The sequence below is a fragment of the Mycolicibacterium komossense genome, assembly GCF_025822605.1.
GTDB classification, from domain to species: Bacteria; Actinomycetota; Actinomycetes; order Mycobacteriales; family Mycobacteriaceae; genus Mycobacterium; species Mycobacterium komossense.
In genome coordinates this window covers 79,480-85,509 of sequence record NZ_JACKTY010000043.1, presented here as the reverse complement: position 1 = coordinate 85,509, position 6,030 = coordinate 79,480, and the positions used below count along the sequence as shown (strand labels likewise).

General features: G+C 64.2%; 7 protein-coding genes. 1 reads left to right on the top strand and 6 read right to left on the bottom strand.

The window, feature by feature from the left end; all coding sequences use genetic code 11:
* Positions 1-842: ABC transporter permease (locus tag H7J73_RS26690; RefSeq protein ID WP_264070797.1), on the bottom strand; the 842-nt coding region annotated here is incomplete at its 3' end.
* 10 nt (positions 843-852) lie between these two features.
* Positions 853-1,596 carry an MlaE family ABC transporter permease gene (locus tag H7J73_RS26685; protein WP_264070796.1) on the bottom strand — a complete coding sequence of 248 codons (744 nt, stop codon included), beginning with the start codon at positions 1,594-1,596 and terminating at the stop codon, positions 853-855.
* A gap of 356 nt (positions 1,597-1,952) precedes the next feature.
* Between H7J73_RS26685 and H7J73_RS26680 the strand changes: the two genes are divergently transcribed.
* A complete protein-coding gene (locus H7J73_RS26680; RefSeq protein WP_264070794.1) occupies positions 1,953-2,831 on the top strand; it encodes an alpha/beta fold hydrolase in 879 nt (292 codons plus the stop codon).
* Here H7J73_RS26680 and H7J73_RS26675 read toward each other — a convergent pair.
* The 4 genes from H7J73_RS26675 to H7J73_RS26660 are packed head-to-tail and all read right to left on the bottom strand — an operon-like array spanning position 2,828 to position 5,910.
* Positions 2,828-3,697: an SDR family oxidoreductase gene (locus H7J73_RS26675; RefSeq protein ID WP_264070793.1), complete on the bottom strand. Its 870-nt coding sequence runs from the start codon at positions 3,695-3,697 to the stop codon at positions 2,828-2,830. The two genes, H7J73_RS26680 and H7J73_RS26675, sit on opposite strands and share 4 nt — an antisense overlap.
* A gap of 18 nt (positions 3,698-3,715) precedes the next feature.
* Complete coding sequence (locus H7J73_RS26670) at positions 3,716-4,501, bottom strand: hypothetical protein (RefSeq protein ID WP_264070792.1); 786 nt, start codon at positions 4,499-4,501, stop codon at positions 3,716-3,718.
* Entirely contained in the window at positions 4,501-5,043 is a 543-nt protein-coding gene (locus H7J73_RS26665) for a nuclear transport factor 2 family protein (protein WP_264070791.1), read from the bottom strand. Before H7J73_RS26665 ends, H7J73_RS26670 begins: the two co-directional genes overlap by 1 nt.
* A gap of 9 nt (positions 5,044-5,052) precedes the next feature.
* The gene (locus H7J73_RS26660; protein WP_264070790.1) at positions 5,053-5,910 is read right to left on the bottom strand and encodes an LLM class F420-dependent oxidoreductase; all 858 of its coding nucleotides are present in this window, start codon (positions 5,908-5,910) and stop codon (positions 5,053-5,055) included.
* Positions 5,911-6,030: the final 120 nt, after the last annotated feature.

Sequence of the window (6,030 nt, the reverse complement as noted above, 5' to 3'; positions counted from 1 at the left end):
CCCGACAGGTTGAAGTTGCCGTTGGCGCCGTATACGGCCAGTGAGATCAGCAGGGTCACCGAGACCACGACAATCAGCGACGTGCGCACCGCGTTACCGACCGCCACCCCGACACCCGACGGACCGCCGGTCGCGAAATACCCGTAATAGGTATGGATCAACAAGATCGCCAACGCCATCAGAACGGCCTGCAAAAACGACCACAACAAGTCGATCGGGTTCAAGAACGTATTGAAGTAATGCTCGTAGAGCCCACCGGACTGCCCCAACAACACCACCGTGGTGAACTGGCTGGCCAGAAACGACAGGATCACCGCGATCGAATACAACGGGGTAATCGCGATCATGCCGGCCACGATCCGGGTCGACACCAGGTATTCGACCGGGCGGATACCCATCGATTCCAACGCGTCGATCTCCTCGTTGATCCGCATCGCCCCCAACTGCGCGGTCACCCCCGCACCAAAAGTGGCCGCCAACCCAATCCCCGCCACGATCGGCGCCGAAATCCGCACATTGATGAACGCCGCCAAAAACCCCGTCAAGGCCTCGATACCAATATTGCCCAGCGAGCTATACCCCTGAATCGCCAGCACACCACCGGTGGCCAGAGTCAAAAAACCCACGATCACCACAGTCCCGCCGATCATCGCCAGCGTGCCCGCCCCCATCGAAATCTCAGCGATCAACCGGATCACCTCACGCCGATAATGCGTAGCCGCAAACGGCGTCGCCGCCAACGCCTTGCCGTAGAACACCACATGATCACCAATGACGCCCAACGCCGACACCGGCTTATCGACCCCCCGGGCCAACCGCGGGTACGCAGCCCGGAACGTCACGAGTCGCTCCTCATTTGGCCGTCATCTGGATACCAATGGCCGTGACCACCACATTGACGACGAACAACGCCATAAACGCATACACCACCGTTTCGTTGACCGCGTTACCCACCGCCTTCGCCCCACCACCNCTAATCGTCAACCCCCGATAACAGGCGACCAGACCCGCAATCAGACCGAACAACGCAGCCTTGACACACGAGATGATCAACTCCGGCACCCCAGTCAACAAAGTGATCCCCGCAGCAAAAGCACCCGGATTCACATCCTGGACAAACACCGAAAACAGATACCCCCCCAAGATCCCGATAATGCAGACCAAACTGTTAAGCAGCAACGCCACCAACCCCGACGCCAACATCCGCGGCGTCACCAACCGCTGCACCGGGTTGATACCCAACACCTCCATCGCGTCGATCTCCTCGCGAATGGTCCGCGACCCCAGATCAGCGCACATCGCCGTCGCACCAGCTCCAGCAACGATAAGCACCGTCACCAACGGACCGACCTGGGTCACCGCCCCGAACGCCGCACCAGCACCAGACAAATCAGCCGCACCCAGTTCACGCAGCAGAATATTCAACGTAAAGCTGATCAACACCGTGAACGGAATCGCCACCAACAACGTCGGAGCCAACGACACCCGAGCAACAAACCACGACTGATCCAGAAACTCCCGCCACTGAAACGGCCGCACAAAGATGAACTTCACCGCATCCGCCGACATCGAAAACAGGCCACCAATCGCCGACATCGGACGACTGATCCAGAAACTCCCGCCACTGAAACGGCCGCACAAAGATGAACTTCACCGCATCCGCCGACATCGAAAACAGGCCACCAATCGCCGACATCGGGGCGTCGATGCGTCCGCGAATCATCGCCGCTCCTCTCTTGTCGGGGGCGTCCGGGTGCGGACGGCTGTGTCTCGACGCGCAAGAGTGGCAGCACAGTGAGCTACGGCACACGGGGCCGTCCCACCTACCGGGACATCGTCTCGAGGTAGTCGCTCAGTTCGGGCGCATCGACCCGGTGACTGGGATGGCTCCACCTGCGTACGGCGGTCTGTGGAAGCCTGACGATCACCCGAGCCGATTAGACGGAGGATCAATGTCTGACGTGTCCGAACTGACCACCCTGGACAGCACCGCCGGCGACCTGCGGGAGGTCGTCACATCGTCAGGAACGTTGCGCTATTACGACGTCGGGGACGGAGCACCGCTGCTGTTCCTGCACGGCTCCGGCCCCGGGGTGACCGGTTGGCGCAATTTCCGCGGGATCCTGCCGGCATTCGCCACGAAATTCCGGTGCCTGATTCTGGAGTTTCCCGGTTTCGGCGTCAGCGACGACTTCGGCGGGCACCCGATGGTCACTGCGCAAGGTGTGGTGGCACCGTTCCTCGACGCACTCGGAGTGCAACGGGTCGACATCGTCGGCAACTCGATGGGTGGCGGAGTGGGCATCAACACCGCCATTCACCATCCCGACCGTGTCGGGCGCCTGGTGACGATCGGTGGCATCGGTACCAACATCTTCAGTCCCGGCCCTAGCGAGGGCATCCGGCTCCTGCAGGAATTCACCGAGGACCCCACCCGGCAGCGGCTGGTCGGCTGGCTGAACTCCATGGTGTTCGATCAGGCGATCGTCACCGACGAGCTGATCGAGGAACGGTGGGCGCTGGCCACCGACCCGGAGACGCTTGCGGCGGCGCGACGCATGTACGGCAGGGTGGCGTTCGCGGCGATGATGGAAATGATGAGGACAGCCGACGTGCCGATGCCGTGGGCGCAGATGCACAAGGTGGCGGCCCCGACCCTACTGACGTGGGGACGCGATGATCGAGTGAGTCCACTGGATATGGCCCTGATCCCGATGCGCACGATCCCGAACGCGGAACTGCATGTGTTCCCCAATTGCGGGCACTGGGCGATGATCGAAGCCAAGGCGGCGTTCGAAAGTGCAGTCTTGGCCTTCCTGACCCGCGCCTAAGCCGAGTGGCTAGCCAGAATTCGCCGGTGGCGGGCGAACCGGTACCCGTAACGCGGTAGCCCCAAGATCGGCACCCGGACGGGCCAGTGGTCGGCCCGCAAGTAGGCGTCTGACCCGCCGTCGACGAAAACTACGCTGCCGCAGAGGAAGTCCGCGGCGTCCGAGAGCATGAAGACCATCCAGTCCGCAAGGTGCCCGGCGTCCCCGTACCCGCCGACCGGCACGGGGAAAGAACGGATGGCCTTCGCTTCCCGCGGGGTGGCGAGCTGCCGTTGCAGCAACGGTGTCAGGATTGCGCCCGGGGCAAGCGCATTGAGCCGGATCCCGGCCCCAGCCCAGTCCGGTGTCACGGCCTGTCGGCGCACCCAGCGGGAAACCGCGATCTTCGAAGCCGCATAGGCCATCGCGGGGGCGCCGCTGCGGAAGATCTTCACTGAAGCGGCCGCCCTATCCGGCTCCCCCGCCAGCAGCGCCCGAATAGCCCGCTTTGGCACCATCGGCACGGTGGTCGTCGAGTTACTCGATACCACCACCACTTTGGCGCGACCGGCGGCGGCAAGCGCCGGCCGCCAGGCTGTCAGCAAGTCGACCACCCCGGAGTAGTTGACCTCCAAGATGCGTCTCGGGCTGTCGGGGCCAGGGGCGGGACCGACGCCGGCAGCGAGCACCGCGCCGTCAAGCCGTCCTTTGGCCGCGACCAGGACCGCCTCGGCGGCGCTTTGCCGCCCCTGTCCGGTCGACAGATCGGCGCACACCTCGGCCTCGTGCCGGTCCAGCCCGATCACGGTGTGCCCGGCGGCGCACAACTTGTCCGCGGCCTGTCGTCCCATTCCGGACGCTGACCCGGTGACTGCGTAGGTGCCCATGTCGTTTTCTCTCCTCTGCTACCAGTCTTGCCACGGAATGATCGTGCGAAGCGGCGAGCTGAAGACCAGCTCGGCGGCCGCCACGGAAGACTCGTCGAGTAGCCGCGTGACTTCGTCGGTCTTCTCGTATACCCGAGCGGTGGTGGTGATGGGATCGTCGTCGAGATACAGGATCCGCACGCGCAGGCCACCGCGATGCTCCGCTGCCTCCACCGAGCGCAGTCCCAGACCGTTGTCCTGATGGTGGTCCAGCGCGAACGTCCAGGCGCCGGCCACGCCGGGCACCTCCAACAGCGCCGGGATCAACGCTCGATCTTCCCATTGGTGGTGGCCGTGAGTGCCGCCGCCCAGCGGATCGGCGAATCTGGTTACCGTAACCTGTATCCCGCGGTTAGGCCGGTACGGGATGACTCCGGCCGAGACCAGCGACGAGTTGGCCGCGTAGCCCTTCACCGGCCGGAAGAACGCCAGCAGGGTGCGTCGAACGCCCGGGATCATCGGACCGCGACCCCATTGGAACGAGTCCGCCCCCAATTGCTCCCACTCGCGGACCGAAGCGCCGGCTGGTTCCCGGAACCAGTACATGGCCACGTAGTCGGTGTCGGACTGTTCGGGCTCCGATACCGATGCCGCGCGGCACTCCGCGGTGCGTGCCCAACGGTCACCCCACGCAACTCCCGGCAGTGCCAGATTCTCCGGACGATGATCGAGTTGATGCCATTCGTTATAACGTCGGTGGTCCTTCGCACTTGGGTTATCCAGTGCCACAAAGGAGAAGAACACCAATCGGGAGTCCGTCACCATTACTGGGCCCCCGAAATCGATCGACCGGCAACGCCCGCTGTCAATAGCGTGTGCGCTCCGGGGTTCCCGTTGAGCAGACGGCTGGTACGGACGGCGATTCGCCACTTCCCGTCGCGGCGGTGCAGCACAAAATGGTTTGCGGTGGCGCGCCATACACCGTAATCACGGGGCGCGCTGCGCCAGGCTTCGCCATCCACCCTGTCCGGTGAGTCGTGGCGGCTACGCAGCAGTACCAGGGATTCGCATACTGCCACCGCGGAGTCGCCGGTCACGGTGACCACGGTAGGGCCAAGGAAGTGGCAGCAGCCGGCGGCCACCAACTCGCGATGCGACGGCGAGCTGACCATGGCGTGTACGTCAGCACTGGAGTTCATCCGCCAACCCTCGACGTCATAGCTGCCATCGGCATCCCACAGCGCCGCCACACCATCGGCATCGGCGGAATCGACGAGCGGTCCGTAGGAAGCGATGAGCCGACCGATATCGCGTTCGTCCTCGAGTTGTCGCAGCCGAGCCTCCAGCGCGGTGAGGTCGATGGTCATAAGTGCCTCTCAGTTGATGGTGTCGGCCATGTCTTTCAGGAGGCGGAGTTGAGCACAATAGTGCTCGGCCGAACGCGCAGCGACGGTGCAGCTGATCACCGTCGCACCGGCAGCATTCAGTTCCAGCAGCCGCTGACGGGCCCCGCCTGGATTCCCTTGCGGGTCGAGCGGCTGTCCACTACCGAGGACCACTTCGAACCCGGGCGGGATCTCGATTTCGGTGAGCAGCTGCTCGATCTGGGCTGAGCCGAGTCCGAATGGCATCCAGCCTTCGGCGAGTCGAACCGCGCGGCGCAGCGACTGAATAGATCGGCCGCCCACCCAGATCGGGACCCGCGGCTGCACAGCGTGCGGCACAACCGTCATGTCCGAGAAGGAGTAGAACGGTCCGTCGTAGGCTGGCGACTCGGTCGACAGTGCCGCCCGGAGTCCGCGCAGTGCGTCGTCGGCGCGAGCACCGCGGCGGTCGAACGGTGCCCCGAGAAGCTCGAACTCCTCGACGAGAGAACCAATTCCGACACCCAGCACCAGCCTTCCGGCACTCACCCGGTCCAGTGTTCCGTACTGCTTGGCGATCTCCAGCGGGTGGTGATAGCCGAGTACAAGCACCGCGGTAGCCAGCCGGATGCGCGTCGTGCGCGCGGCAAGGAACCCGAGGGTCGCCAGCGGATCCCAATACACGGCGCCGCGGGTGTCGGCCTCGGCGCTGGGGATTGCGACATGTTCGGAGCACGTCAGGAACTCGAACCCGAACTGGTCTGCAGCTTGCGCGATCCGGGCCAGGTCCTCGACCGACGCGCTGCGTTCCCACTCCGAGGCGACGCCAGGAACCTGCACCACCACCGGGCTCGACAAGCCGATTCGCATGCTATTCAGGCAGATTCACGAGGGTGCGGCATCGGGCATTGTCGACCACGGCGCGAGAACCGTACGCTGGGCCGCAAAGGTCGACCGCGCTGATCAGCGCGACCTTGCCCGCCAGCCGTC

Coding starts and splice junctions, on each gene's coding strand:
- H7J73_RS26680 (WP_264070794.1), top strand. CDS start 1,953: ATGTCTGACGTGTCCGAACTGACCACCCTGGACAGCACCGCCGGCGAC.
- H7J73_RS26675 (WP_264070793.1), bottom strand. CDS start 3,697: ATGGGCACCTACGCAGTCACCGGGTCAGCGTCCGGAATGGGACGACAG.
- H7J73_RS26670 (WP_264070792.1), bottom strand. CDS start 4,501: ATGGTGACGGACTCCCGATTGGTGTTCTTCTCCTTTGTGGCACTGGAT.
- H7J73_RS26665 (WP_264070791.1), bottom strand. CDS start 5,043: ATGACCATCGACCTCACCGCGCTGGAGGCTCGGCTGCGACAACTCGAG.
- H7J73_RS26660 (WP_264070790.1), bottom strand. CDS start 5,910: ATGCGAATCGGCTTGTCGAGCCCGGTGGTGGTGCAGGTTCCTGGCGTC.